This is a genomic window from Flavobacterium sp. 102 (assembly GCF_003634615.1).
Classification (GTDB): domain Bacteria; phylum Bacteroidota; class Bacteroidia; order Flavobacteriales; family Flavobacteriaceae; genus Flavobacterium.
Genome location: NZ_RBKX01000001.1, coordinates 46,740 through 66,165, shown reverse-complemented (window position 1 = coordinate 66,165; position 19,426 = coordinate 46,740). Strand labels below are relative to the sequence as shown.

19 protein-coding genes are annotated in these 19,426 nt (G+C 36.9%); 15 read left to right on the top strand and 4 right to left on the bottom strand.

Annotated elements, in window-relative coordinates; genetic code table 11:
- Positions 1–28 precede the first annotated feature (28 nt).
- Complete coding sequence (hisS, locus tag C8C84_RS00385) at positions 29–1,387, top strand: histidine--tRNA ligase (protein ID WP_121311639.1); 1,359 nt, start codon at positions 29–31, stop codon at positions 1,385–1,387.
- A gap of 95 nt (positions 1,388–1,482) precedes the next feature.
- On the opposite strand, the gene C8C84_RS00380 is transcribed toward hisS, so the two are convergent.
- The 4 genes from C8C84_RS00380 to C8C84_RS00365 all read right to left on the bottom strand — a co-directional run bounded on the left by C8C84_RS00380 (position 1,483) and on the right by C8C84_RS00365 (position 10,435).
- Positions 1,483–8,313: a choice-of-anchor D domain-containing protein gene (locus C8C84_RS00380; protein WP_121311638.1), complete on the bottom strand. Its 6,831-nt coding sequence runs from the start codon at positions 8,311–8,313 to the stop codon at positions 1,483–1,485.
- A gap of 610 nt (positions 8,314–8,923) precedes the next feature.
- On the bottom strand, positions 8,924–9,187 hold the full coding sequence (locus C8C84_RS00375; protein ID WP_158592534.1) for a helix-turn-helix transcriptional regulator: 264 nt from the start codon (positions 9,185–9,187) through the stop codon (positions 8,924–8,926).
- Positions 9,188–9,203: 16 nt separating this feature from the next.
- Entirely contained in the window at positions 9,204–9,749 is a 546-nt protein-coding gene (locus tag C8C84_RS00370) for a DUF4468 domain-containing protein (protein ID WP_121311636.1), read from the bottom strand.
- Between the two features lie 11 nt (positions 9,750–9,760).
- Positions 9,761–10,435, bottom strand: coding sequence for a LexA family transcriptional regulator (locus C8C84_RS00365; protein ID WP_121311635.1), 675 nt, complete (start codon positions 10,433–10,435; stop codon positions 9,761–9,763).
- A gap of 129 nt (positions 10,436–10,564) precedes the next feature.
- Between C8C84_RS00365 and C8C84_RS00360 the strand changes: the two genes are divergently transcribed.
- The 14 genes from C8C84_RS00360 (at position 10,565) to C8C84_RS00300 (ending at position 19,399) form a co-directional block, all read left to right on the top strand.
- A complete protein-coding gene (locus tag C8C84_RS00360; protein WP_121311634.1) occupies positions 10,565–10,780 on the top strand; it encodes a hypothetical protein in 216 nt (71 codons plus the stop codon).
- Complete coding sequence (locus C8C84_RS00355) at positions 10,780–11,013, top strand: hypothetical protein (protein ID WP_121311633.1); 234 nt, start codon at positions 10,780–10,782, stop codon at positions 11,011–11,013. Before C8C84_RS00360 ends, C8C84_RS00355 begins: the two co-directional genes overlap by 1 nt.
- A gap of 2 nt (positions 11,014–11,015) precedes the next feature.
- Positions 11,016–11,273, top strand: a complete 258-nt coding sequence (locus C8C84_RS00350; RefSeq protein ID WP_121311632.1) for a hypothetical protein — start codon at positions 11,016–11,018, stop codon at positions 11,271–11,273.
- 1 nt (position 11,274) lies between these two features.
- The gene (locus tag C8C84_RS00345) at positions 11,275–11,532 is read left to right on the top strand and encodes a hypothetical protein (protein WP_121311631.1); all 258 of its coding nucleotides are present in this window, start codon (positions 11,275–11,277) and stop codon (positions 11,530–11,532) included.
- A gap of 66 nt (positions 11,533–11,598) precedes the next feature.
- Positions 11,599–13,671 (top strand): AAA family ATPase, encoded by a 2,073-nt coding sequence (locus tag C8C84_RS00340; protein WP_121311630.1) that lies wholly within the window; start codon positions 11,599–11,601, stop codon positions 13,669–13,671.
- Positions 13,671–13,847, top strand: coding sequence for a hypothetical protein (locus tag C8C84_RS17030; protein WP_158592533.1), 177 nt, complete (start codon positions 13,671–13,673; stop codon positions 13,845–13,847). The genes C8C84_RS00340 and C8C84_RS17030 overlap by 1 nt, the downstream gene beginning before the upstream one ends.
- Positions 13,844–14,065, top strand: coding sequence for a hypothetical protein (locus tag C8C84_RS00335; protein WP_121311629.1), 222 nt, complete (start codon positions 13,844–13,846; stop codon positions 14,063–14,065). The genes C8C84_RS17030 and C8C84_RS00335 overlap by 4 nt, the downstream gene beginning before the upstream one ends.
- A 10-nt stretch (positions 14,066–14,075) precedes the next feature.
- Complete coding sequence (locus tag C8C84_RS00330) at positions 14,076–14,978, top strand: recombinase RecT (protein WP_147406791.1); 903 nt, start codon at positions 14,076–14,078, stop codon at positions 14,976–14,978.
- 1 nt (position 14,979) lies between these two features.
- Complete coding sequence (locus C8C84_RS00325) at positions 14,980–15,717, top strand: MBL fold metallo-hydrolase (protein ID WP_121311627.1); 738 nt, start codon at positions 14,980–14,982, stop codon at positions 15,715–15,717.
- Positions 15,718–15,728: 11 nt separating this feature from the next.
- The gene (locus C8C84_RS00320) at positions 15,729–16,940 is read left to right on the top strand and encodes a hypothetical protein (RefSeq protein WP_121311626.1); all 1,212 of its coding nucleotides are present in this window, start codon (positions 15,729–15,731) and stop codon (positions 16,938–16,940) included.
- The gene (locus tag C8C84_RS00315; protein WP_121311625.1) at positions 16,941–17,381 is read left to right on the top strand and encodes a hypothetical protein; all 441 of its coding nucleotides are present in this window, start codon (positions 16,941–16,943) and stop codon (positions 17,379–17,381) included.
- Positions 17,378–17,698, top strand: coding sequence for a helix-turn-helix domain-containing protein (locus C8C84_RS00310; protein WP_121311624.1), 321 nt, complete (start codon positions 17,378–17,380; stop codon positions 17,696–17,698). Before C8C84_RS00315 ends, C8C84_RS00310 begins: the two co-directional genes overlap by 4 nt.
- Before the next feature lie 7 nt (positions 17,699–17,705).
- A complete protein-coding gene (locus C8C84_RS00305) occupies positions 17,706–18,248 on the top strand; it encodes a hypothetical protein (protein ID WP_121311623.1) in 543 nt (180 codons plus the stop codon).
- A 2-nt stretch (positions 18,249–18,250) separates the two neighbouring features.
- Positions 18,251–19,399, top strand: coding sequence for a DEAD/DEAH box helicase (locus tag C8C84_RS00300; protein WP_121311622.1), 1,149 nt, complete (start codon positions 18,251–18,253; stop codon positions 19,397–19,399).
- Positions 19,400–19,426 lie beyond the last annotated feature (27 nt).

Below are 19,426 nucleotides of genomic sequence, written 5' to 3'. Positions count from 1 at the left end.
TCATAATTTATAATTCATAATTTTTCAAATGGCACAAAAACCAAGCATTCCCAAAGGCACCAGAGATTTTTCACCGACAGAGGTTTCCAAACGCAACTATATTATTTCAATAATGAGAAATCATTTTGAGAAATTTGGTTACCAACCGATAGAAACGCCGTCGTTTGAGAACTCAGATACCTTGATGGGAAAATATGGGGAAGAAGGTGATCGTTTAATATTTAAGATATTGAATTCGGGAGATTATTTGGATAAAGTGCCAACTTCAGAACTACAAACTATAAACTATAAACAATTAACCGGAAAGATTTCAGAAAAAGCCCTTCGCTACGACTTAACCGTACCTTTTGCGCGTTATGTTGTGCAACACCAAAACGAGATTGAGTTTCCGTTTAAGCGTTACCAAATCCAGCCGGTTTGGCGTGCGGATAGGCCACAAAAAGGAAGATTCAGAGAGTTTTACCAATGTGATGCTGATGTGGTTGGTTCCACTTCATTATGGCAAGAAGTCGAATTGGTGCAATTGTATGATTCGGTTTTTGCAGAATTGGGTTTGGAAGGCGTTACCATTAAAATTAACAACCGCAAAATATTATCGGGCATTGCTGAAGTCATTGGCGCTTCGGAGAAGTTGATTGATTTTACTGTGGCTTTAGACAAGCTCGACAAAATAGGCGAGGAAGGCGTTAAAAAAGAAATGATTGAAAAAGGCATTTCAGAAACCGCTTTAGAAAAAGTACAACCTTTATTCAGCTTCACCGGAACGATTCAAGAGAAATTAGAAAAATTAGCCGGTTTGCTTTCTACTTCAGAAGAAGGTAAAAAAGGAATTGAAGAGCTGCGTTTTATTTGTGACAACGTAATCAAATTAGGTTTGCAAAAAGCCAAATTAGATTTGGATGTAACCTTAGCACGCGGTTTGAACTATTACACCGGAGCCATTTTTGAAGTTTCGGCACCGGAAGGCGTGGCAATGGGTTCCATCGGCGGTGGCGGAAGATATGATGATTTGACCGGAATTTTCGGGTTGAAAAATATGAGTGGTGTTGGCATTTCTTTTGGCCTTGACCGCATTTATTTGGTGCTCGAAGAATTGAATTTGTTTCCGCAAACCGTTACGACTTCGACTAAAGTATTGTTTTTAAATTTTGGCGAAAGCCAAGCTTTTGAAGCCATGAAAGCACTCACGACTTTGCGTAATAAAAATATCAAAGCAGAATTATATCCCGATGCGGCTAAAATTGACAAACAATTTAAACATGCAGAGCGAAGAAACATTCCGTTTGTAATCAAAGAGATTAAGGGTAATTCTTTTATTTTGAAGAACCTAAAATCCGGCGAACAATCGGAAACCGATTTATCGGGTATTTTAGAGAAATTAGTTTAAGCGTTAATAGTATCAGCATAAAGTTTGGGGCTTTTAGTTAAAAAAAACGCTCCACTTTTGCAGAGCGTTTTTAGTGTCAAAAAAAATATAAAAAATTACTTAATTAGAATTTTCTTAGTGATGTCACCTTTGTCGGTGATGATTTTTACAATATATCCGCCGGCACTTACTCCGCTTACCGGTAGATGCATTTCGGTTTGATTTTGGCTGTCTATTTTCCATGTAACCACTTGTTGTCCAAGTAAATTAAACAGCGCAACTGATTTAATCGAAACCTCTTGTAATTCATTATTAATATTAATCATGTTATCGGTTTGCGAATGGTTTACGCCAACGCCATGTTGTAATTCATTTTCATTGGTTCCTAAAGCTGATGGATTAAAGAATCTCAAAGAAAATCTGTCTTCAAACGTACCGGCAGCTAAGTTGATTTCAAAGGTTTGCGACTTAATGTCGTGGTAAGTTTCAGTAACGTTGTCGTAGATAAAAATGTCTTGACTTTCTTCAAAACTTTCTTTTTTGTTGATGCCAAATTTTACTATTCCTGCAGTAGCATTTTTAATCCCAAGCGGATAGATATTATTTGCATTGAAAAAGCCATCGCCTTGAATGTTTAATTTTTTATCACCGTTAGTGAAATACATGTCATTGGTTAGGGTTTCAATACTTAACGCATCATAGCCATTATCAAAGCCTGCTGTTGCGTTTTCGTTCATGAAGCCTAATAATATTTCTCGGTGGTAATTGTTAGCAGAAGTATATCCTAATCTTAATTTCATGAATTCTTCTACTCCAAAGCTATCTTCGCTGTTGTTGTAATTTGGATCAGCGTTTACTGTAGCGTTGGTGTTGTTTCTGTATAAGGTGAAAGAATCCGAATTGTCTTCTTTTACAAAAATCCTTTGGTTGTTGTTAAAAGTTAAAGTGCCACCAGTTGCTGAACCGGTTACGAAGAAACCTTGACCTACCGGGATGAATCTTTTGGCAACTTTCGCACTTGAGCCTAAGCCACTTATTCCGGCCGGAGCTACCGGAGCTGTTCCGCCAACTTTGGTATAAGTTGCATAACCGCCTTGGTAGTCGATAGTATTGTGAGAATTATTAGTGCTGTAGTGTTCCCAGAAAAATAATGTTCCGGTTATACTGGCTATATTATCATCAATAAATTGGTTAGCATCAATAGCCGAGGCAAACGGATTTCCGCACAAGTTTAGATTACCGGCAGAAACAGTTGAGGTAATCGTACCATTATTTGGTTTGCCTACAAACGTATAGTTTTGATTGGCAGAAGCAGCATTAGAACCTTTCATAGTGTAGCCTTGGCCGGCTAAAAGACTACCATTTGGGCCAACAGCAGACCAGTTAGCATAAGCACTACTTAAGTTTTGGAACTTAAATATCCAATAGCTTGCAATAGTGATCGGGCTTGTTGCTGCACCGTTTAATCCTGAGGACCAGTTTAAGTTTTGTGGTGTTGAAGTTGTTCCGTCTTTCATTACACCGGCTATTGTATAACCATGATTGATAGTAGTGTTGTTCATACTACTAACCGGTGAAGACCAGTAGTTATAGTTATAGATATTTGATTGTCCTTGTTGGTCTCTTTCAATAGAACCTGAACTCGTTACCTCAAGATCACTATTATTTGTTTGTACCAATTGTGATTTACCTGATAAGTCAATTTTACCATCTAGTTTTAGGTACCAATCGTTTTGAAGCTTTGTGTCATTACTCATAGTAACAGTTACTCCCGGATCTATAAACATTCCGATAGAAGTATTATTGGCTGTTTCTGCTATGTTGTGTTGCACTTGAATGATTGAATAATCATAATCTAAAACATCTAAGCCTCTAATGTCATTGCTGGTGTCGTTTACCGCAGTTGCAAAAGTTCCGGTAGTTTTGGTGATAAAAGGCATAGGAGCTTGTTGCACATAGATGTTTTTATGATTGTACATTTTCATTCCTGTACCGGTATCGACAGAAGTTGTTGTTAAATCGTCAACAATATCGTCTTTGTAAGTATCCATTCTGTAATAACGTAACAAGTTGGCAAAAGGAAGTGAACTAATGTCTTTTGGGATAATAGTTCCTCTAACTTGTGAGCCGGTATTTTGAATTTCTTGATACACCATTCTTTGTAATTGTGTATCGGTTAATGCTACATTGAACACGCGTACTTCATCGATTTTACCTTTGAAATATTTTGTGTTTGATACCGGATTTTTACCTAAGGTCAGTAATGAAGCATCAGCATTAATATTACCTGAGGCAGATGTACTCGCAACCATTGTACCGTTTAAATATAATTTTAATACACTTCCGGTATAAACGGCGCCAACATGATACCACTGCGCAGTATTTAATGCCACGGTGTTGTATTTTACAGTTGTGTTGTTTACAACAGCTTCTAGTTTCTTGTCTGAGGTCACTCTGATTTGGAATTTATCCTGACCTACAATCACACCTTCAGAATTAAAAGCACTATTCAAATCAACCCATGCCATCAAAGAAGCATTGGCAAGACCACCCAAAACGGCAGAGCTTTGAGCGTAATCATTTCTTCCATCGAAATCTAATAACAGTTTTCTATTTAAGTCTCTTGGAGAACCTTTAGAATTTGGATTTGTGTCAAAAGTATCTGTAATCCCATCTCTGTCACCATCTCCTGAACCATCAATTATACCGTCATTATTGGCATCATAGCTGCCATATAAGCCAGTATGGATATCATAAATGCCATCACTGTTGGAGTCAAGTTGTAAATAATCGGAGATTCCATTTGAGTCGGTATCTACTGCATAAGCTCTTGCAGTAGTTCCCCAGCCGCTTAAATTGTCAAACAAATTTAAGATTCCGTCAGTGTCAGAATCAAGTCCGTCACCTTTTCCATCACCGTTGATATCGCCATCGCCGTTAAGTAATCCGGCTTCATCTACATCAAATATCGAATCGTTATCGCTATCTAAATCAAGATGATTGCGCATACTATCTCCATCAAAGTTAGCGATAAAATAAGAATTAGTACTGATTATTGCATCTATGTAATCATTCATACCATTACCATTGGCATCAATCCAAGTGGCAGAGCTACTTTTGTCCATCGTTGCAGTATTGTTGCTGTATGCTTTAAAACCAGCTTCTTCAATATCCGGAATACCATCATTATCAGAATCTAAATCGTTGATGTTTGCTATTCCGTCATTATCAGTATCAACACAGTTTTGATTGATTGTAATTTGAACATCATCAATAAAGTTACCAACAGATTGGCTACCTGAACCAGTGTAACCTGCTTGGAACGTTAAAAAGATTTGAGATTGACCGATAGGGATGTTATAGGTACCGGAATAAGTTCCCCATGCAGTGTTACCATCTATCATTTCCACAATTGGAGTGGAAGCTATTGCGCCCGCTAGGGTTGAGCCAAATTTTACAAAGGCTTGATCTACTCCATCTCTTCCTCGGTGCTTGATAGACCAATTTATAGTTCCGCCTGCACCATTCAAACAAAATGATTGGTAAAGTATGCCCGGTACATTAGCATTTAATTCCGCAAATTGATTACCATTAGCAGAAGGTACACCATTGAAACCTGAACTCCAAATTTCAATGAAATTCTCTGCACTGGTTTGCCATCCAGTTACATTTCCAGTTGGAAGAATTGCATAGCTTGAGGCGGCAATAACCGGATTTTCAAAGCTACCATTTTCAAATGGATCACTTAAGCAGGTATTACATTCTATAATATCGGTGATTCCGTCATTGTCATCATCTATATCTACACTTGAATCTAATCCATCTCCATCAATATCCAATATTCCAGTTCCTTGGATATCAAAGTTGTATGGATTTTCATCGCTGTCATTATTTACAATATTTATGGTAGCAGTTCTGGCGCTATATCCGATTGGGTCAAATGTTACGACAAAAGTTGTACTGGCACCGGCTGCGATAGAAAGCGTTGCAGGATTTGTAGTCACTGCAAAATCGGCGGCATTAATTCCGGATAGGGTCGGATTTGAAATAGTAAGAGTTGAAGTTCCAAGATTTTGAATAGTATAGGTTCTTGAAATCGATCCTAAGCTAGTGTCTATTGAACCATAATCAGTGTGATTTGTTGACGTAATAGTTACGCTTCCGTCTGCAATATTGGTTGCGTTTCCTTGAACATTTATTTCTTGTTCTGTACCGGTACCTTGAATGGCAAAATCATAAGGGTTTTCATTACTGTCATTATTCACAATATTTACTATAGCATTTCTAGTGCCTGATGCACTTGGATTGAAAGTTACTATAAAAGTAGTGCTTGCACCAGTAGCAATAGAAAGGGTTGCCGGATTTGTCGTTACAGTGAAATCGCCAGCATTTGTTCCTGAAATGGTTGGATTAGAAATGATCAATGCAGAGGTTCCTGTATTTTGAATAGTATAAGTTCTGGTTGCAGTACCTGCAGTTACGTTAATTGAACCAAAATCGGTGTGGATGGTTGTTGAAATGGATGTGCTGCCATCAATTATATTGTTTGAATTTCCTTGAAGATTAATCTCAGAATTTGTTCCTGTACCTTGGATAGCAAAATCATATGTACTTTCATTCGCATCATTATTAACAATATTGATCGTTGCATTTCTTGTTCCTATGGCACTTGGATTGAAAGTCACTACAAAAGTAGTACTAGCTCCGGCTGCAATAGACAATGTAGCAGGATTTGTAGTTATTGCGAAATCAGCTGCATTTGTACCAGAAATTGTAGGGTTTGAAATGGTAAGGACTGTTGTTCCTGTATTTTGGATGGTATAAGTTCTGGTTATGGTTGCTGAAGCAATATCTAATGAACCAAAATCGGTGTGATTTGTTAAAGAAATACTTGCACTTCCATCAGTGATGTTGTTTGAGTTTCCTTGAAGGTTTATTTCAGGATTTACACCATTTCCTTGAATCGAAAAATTGTATGGATTTTCATTTCCATCATTGTTTACAATATTAACGGTAGCATTTCTCGCACCACTGGCACTTGGATTAAAAGTTACAACAAAAGTTGTGCTTGCTCCAGCGGCAATAGAAAGTGTTGCAGGATTTGTAGATATTGAAAAATCGGCTGCATTTGTTCCTGAAACTGTTGGATTAGAAATAGTAAGAACAGCGGTTCCAGTATTTTGGATAATATAAGTTCTAGTTGCAGTGCCCGTAGAAATATCTAAAGTACCAAAATCAGTATGAGTGGTGGTTGAAATTGTAGTACTGCTATCAATAATATTATTGGAATTACCGGTAATATTAATTTCACGATCAACGCATACTGCTTCAACCCTAAAAGTGTAAGTACCTTCATTATTATCGTCATTTCCAATAGAGACTGTAGCTGTTCTTGTTCCTAATGTCGATGGATTATATACCACTGTAAGTGTGGCTGTAGCTCCTGCGGCAATTGTTGAAGAAGAACTACTAACGGTAAAGTCACTCATGTTTGTGTAAGTTGACCATATATTTAATGTTATTCCACCTGTATTTTCAATAGTATAGGTTTTACTTACGTTTCCAGAACCAAGTTGGACATTTCCAAAATCAGTATTTAAAGTTGTTGAAATGGTAGTCGATCCTGATACAATGTTATTTGTGTTTCCAATAAGATTTATCTCTTTGTCGGCTATAACTCCAGATACATTGAAAGTATAGGTTCCTTCATTACTATCGTTATTTGATATTGAAATTGTAGCAGTTCTTGTTCCGGATGCTGTTGGATTAAAAGTTACCGTTAGAGTAGTTGAGGCGCCTGGAGCAATTGTAGAAGCGCCATAGGATATTGTGTAATCTGTTAACGAAGACCAAGCAGACGATATTGATAAATTACTTGTTCCCAGATTTTGAACTGTAAAGGTTCTTGTTCCTGATGTTGTTCCAAAATCTGTATTAATACTGTTTGAAATTAAAGTTGAACCACTGGCAATATTTGTTAACGGACTTCCACCTTGAAGATTTATTTCTTGTTCTGTTCCATTTCCTTCAACAGTAAAGCTATAAGTGCTTTCATTACTGTCATTGTTGGATATAGAAACAATTCCTGTTCTGGTTCCTGCATTGGTTGGATTAAAAACAACTGTAAGCGTTGCAGTTCCTCCAGCAGCAATAGTCGAGGATGAAATTGAAGTAGAAAAATCGCCACTATTGGTATATACAGACCATACAGACAAACTAGAAGTTCCCGTATTTTGAACAGTATAAGTCCTTGTTACACTTCCTGAAGTAACATCAGTATTTCCAAAATCTGTATTTATAGTACCTGAAATAGTTGTACTTCCGGTTGGAATATTATTTCCGTTCGCTTGTAGATTTATTTCAGGCGATCCAACACCACGAATAACAATATTGTCGATGTAAAGAAATTCTCCACTATCAAGACTAGTCGAACGTACTCTTATTCTTAAACTAGTGCTGGTACTTGGAACATCGAATACATAAGGATTGGTTGATTGACCCGGACTTGAATCACCGGAACCAAAGTTTATATTTTGGCCACCACTACCACTATTACCATCGACAAGTTTTACTGTTGTAGTATATGTTGAGCCATTATTATATGAGAAATCTATAAATAAATCCTCATTATCATCAACAGCAGTTGCAGCAAAAGCAATGGATACTTGTACATTTGAATAACCACTAATATCTATATTTTCAAAAAGTGTGTTAGAGGATATATTGCTATTCCCTGCGGCCGCACTAAAACGCAGTGAATTGGCTCCACTCATTGCTGTTGTGTTTGATACACCTACATAGGTACCTGTTGTATAGCTTAAATTATCTGAGGCTGCATTCTCAAATCCTTGACTTTTTATTGTCACTTGAGAATAACTCATCAGTGAGAATAATGTGAATGCAAAAAGTAATTTCCTCTTTTCTAAATTCAATAATAGTTTTTTCATAACGTTGGGTCGATTATGGATTATTTTGTTTTTTTTTGACAGTTCAAAGCTATTTTAATTTTTTAAAAATCCGATTAAATGTATAAAAAAATCGATGAAATGCATATAATAGCTATTAATAATAAATATTATACTACAAAATAATATTTTAAAGTATGTTTATTAATAATCATTCTGGTCAATACAATAATTGTATAATGATTGTTTCAGAATTACGAAATAAAAGTAAAGTTGGTTTGAAAAAGCTAAAATTTTTCTAATTTTCTATCATTATAATCATGTACTTCAAATAGAAACTAAAAGTTTTTGAGTCGAAAAAAACTAGTGATTGAGTTTAGAAATCATGTTTTCAAAGTTTTTTTTGAAAAAGGTGTCTAGAAAGATTGTAGAATGGGAAACAAAAAAAGGCTTGGATAATTCCAAACCTTTTAATTCTGTAGCGAGAGGGAGATTTGAACTCCCGACCTCAGGGTTATGAAAAATACAACCCAACAAATTTTTCAATGTAATTACAGTGTTTACGGCGTTTTTTTAATTCAAATTATTGTGTTTTTTTATTTTTGATACATTTTTTACCTTACCGGTGAGGAAACTCTGTGAATGCCTTATTTTATGAGGCTTTAGGCGACATGAAATCTTTAATTTCTATGCTATTTTCGTCGTTGAAAACACGTTTATCTAACCCAAATATCCAATTAGCATTCACATTAAATATTTTACATATCATCTCAATCTGCTTTACCGTGAAATGCGCTGTTCCATTATTAATTTTAGTAATGGTGGATTGCTTCATTTCAATTCGTCTGGCAAATTCTCCTTGAGTTTTGATTTGCTTGCTAAATTTCAACAAATCGATGAGGTGTAATATGATCATATCCGTTTGATTCATTTTACCAACCTTCTTTTTTGCTGGCCACAGCATCTGTTGTTATGAAAGTCTGTAAATCACTTTTTAACGAATTTAAATGATCGGCTATTTCCGGAATATATTTATAGGTCTTTTTTAATTCTCCCTTTTTAAAGAATGCACCAGGATTTGTCATTAATGGTAAAGATGACCATCCACCGGCGCTGTATTGTGAACTTGGTGCTAAATATTCTAAATCAATTACATCAAACTTGATTTTTCCATCCTTGAACACAAGTTCTATAGTGTATCGAACATCGTAACAAGTACGACCAAGAGCGTTTATACAATATAGATTGCTTTTAGAACCGGTGAATCTGATGTAATCATTTTCAATGTTTCCCTTCAAAACTTCCTTTGGATTCTTGTAAGTAACCTCAAGCCATTGCATTGATTTTATATACAAATCAATTTCTGTTTTTCCTTCAAAGTTACAAACAACGTAATCTGTAAATTTTTCTGGTGTCAATTCAAATTTGTCCTGAGAAAATGCACTAGTGCATATCAATAATAAAAATAGTTTTTTCATGTCTTCTGTTTTTAAGTTCTTTTATTAAGCCATCCATGTATCAGCCACACTGATCTGATAGCGTTTTTTGGAATATCAAAATCATCGTAAGATTCATTTTCGCTTTTGAGCAAAAACAATTCTTTTGGATTCTCCTGGTTCTTTCTTATGTATTTTAAATACCTACGGCCATCTCTACAAATTATTCCATATATCTGACCATATTCAAGGTGTAAAAGCCATTCCTCAACTTTTGTTCCAAATAGTATGCTACCGCTTTTAATTAGCCTCTCCATACTGTCGGAATACGCTCTGAATGCTGTACAACCTGAAAACTCAGGAACGTCCATATAATAGTCTGGAGTCACTTGTACATTATCAACTGTAGCAATGTCAGCACCAGCAGAAAAATCGATGTCGTAAAATGGAACTAGCATACCTGAGTGCTTTTTTGATTGATCACCAGATTTTGATTTTACTATTTCACTATCCAATGGTACAGGAAGTGGCTTTTCATCTATCAATTCTTCTTTCTCGATCCTGTAAAAGTTTGCAAACTCTTCAATAAAGTTTTTGCTTGCTTTAATTTTTCCATTCAAATAACTACTAACAGTTCCTTTGGAATATTTCAAATCATTAGCTATTTGAGTAACAGAGTTATCAAATTCCAATGAATTTACTTTTTCAATTAATTTTTTGTTATACATAATCTCAATACACTCAAGCAGTTTAAAATTATTTGCAAAATGTTTTTAAAATAGTTTGCGTTTTATTTTTTTGTTTGCAAACAGTTTGTATATTTGTAAAAAGTTACGAACAAATTTACTTAAAATAATATGAAGATAGCGCAATTAGTTATAGAAAAACTGCTGAACGACCAAAATTTCAGATTAAATACAGCTTTGGCTTTGGGAGTTTCTGAACGAAATGTTCAAATACTGGCAGAAAAAAACTCGGTAAACAGCAACTTAACAAAAATGGCTGCGATTGAATATTACAAAAGTACCGGACTAAAAGAAGAAGACATTTTTGAAGGCGAAATGGCAAAGTAATGAGCAAGAAAGAACAAATATCATTCTATAAAAATCAGCTGGCCAGCGCCAAGACATTAAAAGCTTGCGCGAGACAGTTATTAAGAGAAGCTGCACAACTCGAAAGTGGTGCAATTAGCGCCTTGGATATGTTGGGGAATAGTCCAGGGCGCTCCCGAAAGGGCGATGATGTACTTCCGGATAACGTGAAGTTACGATTGATAGGAGGTTTAACCAAAGACAAAAGCGCATAGTTATGAAATCAAAATTCACAAAACCAGCAGTTTCCTTTCCAACGTTTCCGGCAATATTCATTTGGATAAAGTCTGATTACAATAAGGTTGAAACCTACGAGCAGTTTGCAAATTTCATTCATGAGTGCATGACTCGGGCTGAGGTTACAACAAACGAAGTAAAGAGTGCTGCTTACCAAAGAATCGCCAATGCGTTGTATTCGAGCGATACAAACACCTCTTACGAAAGCAAACAATTAGAAATCTTAATCAATAGCTAAAATGAAAAACCTAATCAAACTTATAAAATCAGACAACTACTTGTTGTTAATCTCTTTAGGAGCAATTATTTCTTTCGTTGGTATCGTTGTGATGCTTTGCATATTGTTTCCAAACGCTTGCCAAATTATATCGATCATTCTTGGTGTATCGGTTATCGCCGGAGCATTAGTTGTTGGAGTTGTTTTCTGGCTAATGTCACTGTTAGAATATAAAGTTGAAGAACAGATAAACGATGATAGAATATTCTATCACGAATAAAAAAACCCACCGTTGAAGCGATGGGCAAACCTTGAATAACAAGTTTAATTATAACACTACAAAATTATGAAAAAAGTTATCACAATTAAGAGCATTACTCTTAATAATTTCAAAGGCATCAAATCCCTACACGTCGATTTTGACAATCAAACAGACATTTACGGCGCTAATGGAACCGGAAAAACCACGATAGCCGATGCTTTCACTTGGTTGCTGTTTGGTAAAGATTCTCACGACCGTAAGGATTTTGAAGTTAAAACTCTTGATGTATTTGGAAAAGTAATTCCAAAAGTTGAGCATGAAGTATCAGCAACGCTTTTAATCGATGGTGAAGTTGTTACCATCAAAAGAATCCTAAAAGAGAATTGGGTTAAGAAACGTGGTTCTTTGGAATCAGAGTTCGCCGGTAATGTTACCGATTTATATTGGAACGATGTTCCAATGATTCTGACTGACTTCAACCGTAAAGTGAATGAAGTTCTTAACGAGCAAGTTTTCAAAATGATTACTTCGCCAACTTATTTCACAAGTACCGATTGGAAACAACAAAGAAGTGTTTTGATTTCAATTGTTGGCGGTGGTTTGTCTGATGCTGAATTAGCATCAGGGAATTCTGCTTATGAATCGCTAATTGCCAACCTTACTCAAGGTAAAACGATGGATGATTATAATGCTCAAATCAAAGCATCCGTTAAAAAAGCCAAAGAAGATTTGAAAGCTATTCCAACGCGTATCGATGAAGTTGAAAGAAGCAGACCGGAAGCGCAAGACTTTAGAGTTCTTGAAATTGAATTGGAAGGCTACGGAAAACAACTTGCGAAAGTAGATGCTGAATTGGCTGATGCAAATACTGCTTTCCAAAGCAAATTGGATTCTCAAAAGGATTTAAAAATCAGCATCAACAATGTTGAGGTTGAAATACAAACAATCGAAAGCGGATGCAGAAGAGAAGCCAACGAAAGACTTACGCCTGACACTTCGGCTTTGGATAAACTTACCAAATCGCTTACCGAAAAAGAGCAAGAAGTTACAACTTATAAAAATACAGTTTCAACACTTGAGCAAAAAAGAGATGGTATTTATCAGCAGATTGATTCGCTAAAATCAAGAATCGAAGCAAAGCGTAAAGAATGGGATGATGAGAATGTAAAAGAACTTGTTTTGGCTGATGGAGATTGCAAATGCCCAACTTGCCAACGTGATTTTGATGCTTCGGTGATGGAAAGCAAAAAAGCAGAAATGCAAGCTTCATTCAAAGCCAACAAAAACACTTTGTTAGCCAACATCACCGCTCAAGGGAAATCTTTATCAACAGAGAAAGCAAATCTTGAAACTGAGCTTGTCGGATTGGAAACAAGAATCACTAACGGCACATCTGCAGTTGAAATCGCCGAAAGTGAAGTTGAGAAAATCAAAGCCGAAATTGCAAGTTTAAACGTTGCTTCTACTTCAACATTGCCATCAGAGCAAGAAGTTTACGAAAGCCTTTTAAAACTGCATCCAACTTATGAGGACAGAAAAGACCAATTAGAAACTTTAAAAAGTTTGTTAGTTGAAATCCCAACAGTTGACAATACTGAGTTAGTTGAGAAAAGAAATTCTCTTAACCGTTGGATTGATGAAATCAAAGCTAAACTATTAACCAAAGTACAAATTGAAGCCATTGACAAAAGAATCATCGAGTTGCAGGATGAAGAGCGAAAACTTGCACAACAAGTGGCTGATGTAGAGAAAATCCAATTCACAATCGAAGCATTTATCAAGGATAAAATCGACCGACTTGAAACTGCCATCAACAGCAAATTCAAATACGTGAACTTCAAAATGTTTGATGAACAAATCAACGGTGGATTACGTGAAACTTGTGAGGCTATGGTTAACGGAGTTCCTTTCTCAGATGTGAACACCGCATCCAAAATCAATGCCGGATTAGATATCATCAACACGCTTTGTGAGTTCTACGGTGTTAACGCTCCGATTTTTATCGACAATGCCGAAAGCGTTCACACGCTAATCGATACCGATAGCCAATTAATCAGATTGGTAGTGTCTGAGTTCCACAAGCAGTTGAGTGTATCGAATATCGATATTGACTCAATGAGAAAAGCAGAAAAACAAATTAAAGAATTGTCTGCGTAATGGAAGGTTCAGAAGTAAGAAGGCTTGCGCTTGTTTTGGCAGTGCAAGCCGAAATAGAAGGTATGAAAGCTGAAAACTTAATCAGAGAGCAAAATAACGAATCTCCTGCGTACGGAAGAGAACAGTTTTCTGATATGGCATCTGAACTAAGAAATTTAGCCTACGGACATGTATGACCTACAAAGTAATCAGAGACTCCGATGGAATGCTTACGCAGAAATGCCCGGTAAACATCGGAGTTAAAATAGGCTCTTTTGATTGTACAGCCAATTGCCAACACAATCAAAATACAGCCAAAGAATTGGAAAAATACGGCTTTGAAATACCTGAGATAAAATGCAGTAAAGCCAATGAATTACCAAGTCAAGATAATCAGTTAACAATTGAAATTTAAAATTAGAAAAATGAGTACAACAAAAGAAAACGCTACAGCAGTAGCAACAGTAAAAGCCGATATTTCGGCACAAGTATTGGCTAAGATTGACGCTTTCCAAAAATCGGGAGAGTTGACACTTCCAAAGGATTACAACGCAGAAAACGCCTTGAAATCGGCTTACATCATATTGTCAGACCCAAAGAATAACATCTTGGCCAAATGCGACAAATCATCGGTAGCCGAGGCGTTATTGAAAATGGTTGTTTATGGTGTGTCGCCAATCAAAAAGCAATGTTACTTCATTCCTTATGGTGAAAAAGTAGAGTGCTCGATTTCCTATGCCGGAAATATCGCAATCGCTAAACGTTACGGCAAACTAAAAAACATCAAAGCCAATGCAATTTTCAAAGGCGATGTTTTTGAATTCGAAGTGGATTCAGTTACCGGAAGAAGAAAAGTAATCAAACACACTCAGACTTTAGACAGCATCGGAACCAATGACATCGTTGGAGCTTACGCCGTTTATGAGTTAATCGATGGCACAATCGATGTTGAGGTAATGAACATCAACCAAATCAAAATGGCTTGGGGTCAAGGTGGAAGCAGAGGAGCTTCTCCGGCACACAAAAACTTTGCTGACCAAATGGCTTGCAAAACGGTAATCAATAGAGCATGTAAACTTTTGATTAGTAGCTCGGATGATTCGGTTCTATATGATCCTTTAGAGGATGAAAAAGTAATTGATGTAACCGCCGAGAATGTGGCTCACGAAGTAAAAACCGAAGCCAACAAAGAGCCTTTAAACTTCGAAAGTGCCGAAGATACAAACTACGAAGAAGTACAAACATCATCATCAAGTACCACAGATGAAGCGCCGGTCGCTACTGCCGAAATCAACTTTGAAGAACAACCAACCGAAGCCGGATTCTAAAATGAAACTAAAGGTAATTTCAACCGGCAGTATAGGTAATGCTTACATCCTAAGCAATGGGGATGAAGCACTCCTAATCGAAGCCGGAGTAAACATCAAGGAAATCAAACAAGCTTTGGATTTTGATTACTCAAAAGTCGTCGGGTGCATCGTTTCTCATTCACATGGAGACCACGCCAAATCGATTAAAGACGTAATGGCTTTGGGGATTGAAACCTTTGCATCGATGGAAACATTGGTGGCCACAAACACATTCGTGAACCACAAAGCAAAGGAACTCAGAGCAACCAAAACACATCACATCGGAAACTTTAAAGTGATGCCTTTCGAGGTTAAACACGATGTACCATGCATGGGCTTTTTGATTGAACACAAAGACTGTGGCCGAACGCTTTTCTTGACTGATACTTATTACTGCAAATACACTTTTGACGGTCTAAACAATATCATCATCGAGGCCAATTATTCAAAGGCAATCATCGATAGGAAATACGGTCCAGACAGCGAAAAAGAATTCTTGAGAGATAGAATTCTCCAAAGTCATTTTTCACTTGAAAACTGCAAGGATATGTTGTCAGCAAATGACTTGTCAGCTGTAAACAACATCGTTCTTATCCACCTATCAGATACAAATTCACACGAAAAGCAATTCGTTGATGAAGTTTTTGAATTGACCGGAAAGAACATAATAGCAGCTGCCAATGGAATGAATATAAATTTTAACAAAACACCTTTTTAACAAATTATCAAATGGAAAATTTACAAGAAAAAAAGAATTCAGAATTAGTAGAAATCATCGTATACACAAATGATGCTGACCTTAAAAACAAAGCAGGGGAAGTTTTGGCCACTAAGAACCCGACCAACTCTGAACTGACTTACATCATGGAGTATTGCCCAGATGCTGACCTTAAAAACAAAGCTTGGGAAGTTTTGGCCACTAAGAACCCGACCAACTCTGAACTGACTTACATCTTACGTTGGTGCCCAGATGCTGACCTTAAAAACAAAGCTTGGGAAGTTTTGGCCACTAAGAACCCGACCAACTCTGAACTGACTTACATCTTACGTTGGTGCCCAGATGCTAACCTTAAAAACAAAGCTTGGGAAGTTTTGGCCACTAAGAACCCGACCAACTCTGAACTGACTTACATCATGGAGTATTGCCCAGATGCTGACCTTAAAAACAAAGCTTGGGAAGTTTTGGCCACTAAGAACCCGACCAACTCTGAACTGACTTACATCTTACGTTGGTGCCCAGATGCTGACCTTAAAAACAAAGCTTGGGAAGTTTTGGCCACTAAGAACCCGACCAACTCTGAACTGACTTACATCATGGAGTATTGCCCAGATGCTGACCTTAAAAACAAAGCAGGGGAAGTTTTGGCCACTAAGAACCCGACCAACTCTGAACTGACTTACATCATGGAGTATTGCCCAGATGCTGACCTTAAAAACAAAGCTTGGGAAGTTTTGGCCACTAAGAACCCGACCAACTCTGAACTGACTTACATCTTACGTTGGTGCCCAGATGCTGACCTTAAAAACAAAGCTTGGGAAGTTTTGGCCACTAAGAACCCGACCAACTCTGAACTGACTTACATCTTACGTTGGTGCCCAGATGCTAACCTTAAAAACAAAGCAGGGGAAGTTTTGGCCACTAATTACGGCGTAAAAGACAAGGTAAATGAGAAAGTCCTTATCAAGAAAATTGCTCAAGAAGTTCTATCAAGACCAGGCGCGTTGAACATGAGTAAATGGCATTGTGGTACTTCACACTGTTTAGCTGGATGGGCTTGTGTTATTGATCCTGATGCAATGCAATTGGAGAAAGAAATTGGAGGCGAAAGCGCAACGCAAATTGCCGGAAGCGTGTTCTTACCAAGTTATGCTGCAATGTTCTTTGAACAGGACAATGACAAAGTATTGGATCATCTGAGAAGCGTATTAGCTGAGCAATAAATGGTTTACAACCCAAAGAAAGAGGTTGATGTCCTTCGGGCGATAGAGAAACTAAAACACTTTATCGCCAAAGGCCAATCATTTGAACTGAAGAGAATGGCAACATCAAAGTCGCCAAATCAAAACAAATATTTTCATCTGATAGTGGGTTGGTTTGCTTGGGAATATGGAGAAGATTTTCAGTATGTCAAGCAAGAAATGATTAAGAAACTGATTTGTCCAGAAGTTTTCAGAACTGAAAGAGTAAACGAGAAGACAGGAGAAATTAGAGATGCCTGGCGAAGCTTCGCCAACATAAGTAAAGATGAAACAACCTACGTCATTGACAAATTTAGAGACTACTCGGCCAAACACGCCGGGATATATCTTCCAGAGCCAAAGGACTTAGTCGCATTACAAGAAATAGAGATTCAATTGAAAAATAACGAAAAGTATTTATGAAAACTCCACAGTTACAAATCGACTTCAATCTTCCGATAGATTTCACAGAACCATTTCTTCACAAAGAAAACAATAGCGAAAGCCAGAAGCATTTTGATGGAAATATTGAACACTTCTCTAATCAATGCAAAAAGACTTACACAGCGCTTATAAAAGGAGAACGATTAACAACTACTAAAGCATTATTAGAATATGGAATAGGGCATCTACCCAGAAGAATTAAAGACTTAACAGATATCTATGGTGTAAAAGGAATAGAGTCTGTGTTCATTGAAGGGAAATACAAAGAATATTATATAAACATTAATCCAAACTAACAGAATTATGAAAAACGAAGATCAAAAGGAAGTCGAAATAAAAAGTGCCTCTTTAGGTGATGCATTATGCAGTTACTCCTATGAGTTGCTAACCGGAAAAACAGCCGGTGATGTTCTAAACAGAAAAGGAAACCATATCGTTCACGAAGACTTAGAAAAAGCATTTTCAATGTTCAATGTTTTCTTCGCACATCTTGACGATGCTTTTACAGGGAACGACAATTCAACTGAATTATCGACACTAGAAGAAGACGTTAATACTCAAAAATACAACGTGTTTTCATTCAAAATCTCAGGTGTAGAAGAAAACCGATCATTAATCATTTCAGCCACGAAGTATGTGACATCTGGTGTTGTAAAATTTGATTCGCCAAAAGTGAAACTAAGCGGAAGCTATTTGTATTTGACTCAGCTGAATGAAGTTTTAGAAAATGCTCTGGATGAAGTTGAAGCATATATGAACGGTAAATCAGCACCTCAAATGGAGCAAACAGTAATAACTTTTGCTCAAGAAGATAGTGCTTTTGAAACTGCTAAAGTAGAGGATTAAGCATGGCATTTCAATACAGATTTTACCAAAGCGAATCAATCGAAGTCGGTGTTAATTTTTTTAATAGCACGGCTACAGATAACGGTATAATTATTTTACCGACCGGCTCTGGAAAATCTATTGTAACTGCAGGTATTGTGGCTGGAGTAGACGGAATGACGGTTGTACTCCAGCCCTCGAAAGAGATTCTTGAACAGAATTATGAAAAGTATAGCAAATACGGTAAGGCATCAATTTACAGCGCTTCTGCCGGAGAAAAAAGGATTGACAAAGTAACGTTCTGTACAATCGGCAGCATAGTCAATAAAAAGCATTTGTTCAAAGGTGTAAAGTATATACTGATTGATGAATGCCATTTAGTGAATTCAGAAGACGGAATGTATAAGGAATTTATAAAGTATTTCCCGGATGTAAAAGTATTGGGATTGACAGCAACGCCTTATAGACTTTCAATGTCTTCAGAAGGATATCAATTGACATTCTTAACGCGCAGCACTCCGAAAATATTTGACAAGGTACTTTACTATGTTCAGAACGATACACTTTTCAATTCAGGGTTTTTGGCCAAGCTTGAATATTATTCATTCGATGTTATTGATCGTTCAAAATTAGAACTAAATAGCAACGGTACCGACTTTACTCCGCAGTCATTGAAAAGGTATTACAAGTCAATCGATATGCCTTCAAGAATTGCCAAAACTGCTTTTCATATTCTTTCTAAGAAGCCAAATCTACTGATATTCTGTGCTCTGATTGATGAAGCCAATCAGGTTGCTAAAATGATACCTGGTTCGGTTGTGCTTACCGGAGAAACCAAAAAGGAAGAAAGGGAAAGGATCTTATCAAGATTCAAAAAAGGGGTGATTAAATGCCTGATTAACGTTGGCGTTTTGACAACAGGATTTGATTATCCACAATTAGAATCAGTGCTGATGGCACGGTCCACAATGTCACTTTCTCTTTATTATCAAATAGTAGGCAGAGCAATGAGAATATGGCCAACAAAACCGAATGCTTGGATTGTTGACATGGGTGGAAACATTAACCTTTTTGGGAAAATTGAGACTATGAAAATTCAGGAAGATAACGAAGGTAGGTTCGCCATCTGGAACAATGGCCGACAATTAACAAATGTTCCATTTCAAAAATAGAGACTATGAAAGCACCCGCATTTCAAT